General features: G+C 56.9%; 1 protein-coding gene. It reads left to right on the plus strand.

Annotated elements, in window-relative coordinates:
* On the plus strand, window positions 1-608 hold a 608-nt coding region (locus A9B99_RS18935), incomplete at both ends, for a FumA C-terminus/TtdB family hydratase beta subunit (protein ID WP_074388841.1).

The following is a 608-nucleotide window of genomic DNA, read 5'->3' on the forward strand; positions in this document are numbered from 1 at the left end:
ATCTGGATTGAGAAGCTGGAAGATAACCCCGGTCAGTACATTCCGGCAGCGCTGCGCGGCGAAAATGAAGGCGAAGTGGTGAAAGTGGACCTGAACCGCCCGATGAGCGAAATCCTGCAACAGCTGTCGCAGTTCCCGGTGTCCACCCGGCTTTCCCTGAACGGCACCATTATTGTCGGGCGCGACATTGCCCATGCCAGACTGAAAGAGTTGCTGGACAGCGGTGAAGAACTGCCACAGTACATTAAGGACCACCCGATTTATTACGCCGGCCCGGCCAAAACACCGGAAGGGTATGCCTCCGGCTCTCTGGGCCCAACCACAGCCGGGCGCATGGACTCCTATGTGGATTTACTGCAGTCCCACGGTGGCAGCATGATTATGCTGGCGAAAGGCAACCGCAGCCAGCAGGTGACGGATGCCTGTAAGAAACACGGTGGCTTCTACCTGGGCAGCATTGGTGGCCCGGCGGCGGTGCTGGCGCAACAGAGTATCAAGAGCCTGGAGTGTGTGGCTTACCCGGAACTGGGTATGGAAGCTATCTGGAAAATCGAGGTGGAAGATTTCCCGGCGTTTATCCTGGTGGACGACAAAGGTAACGATTTCTT

Source organism: Mangrovibacter phragmitis, assembly GCF_001655675.1.
GTDB lineage: Bacteria > Pseudomonadota > Gammaproteobacteria > Enterobacterales > Enterobacteriaceae > Mangrovibacter > Mangrovibacter phragmitis.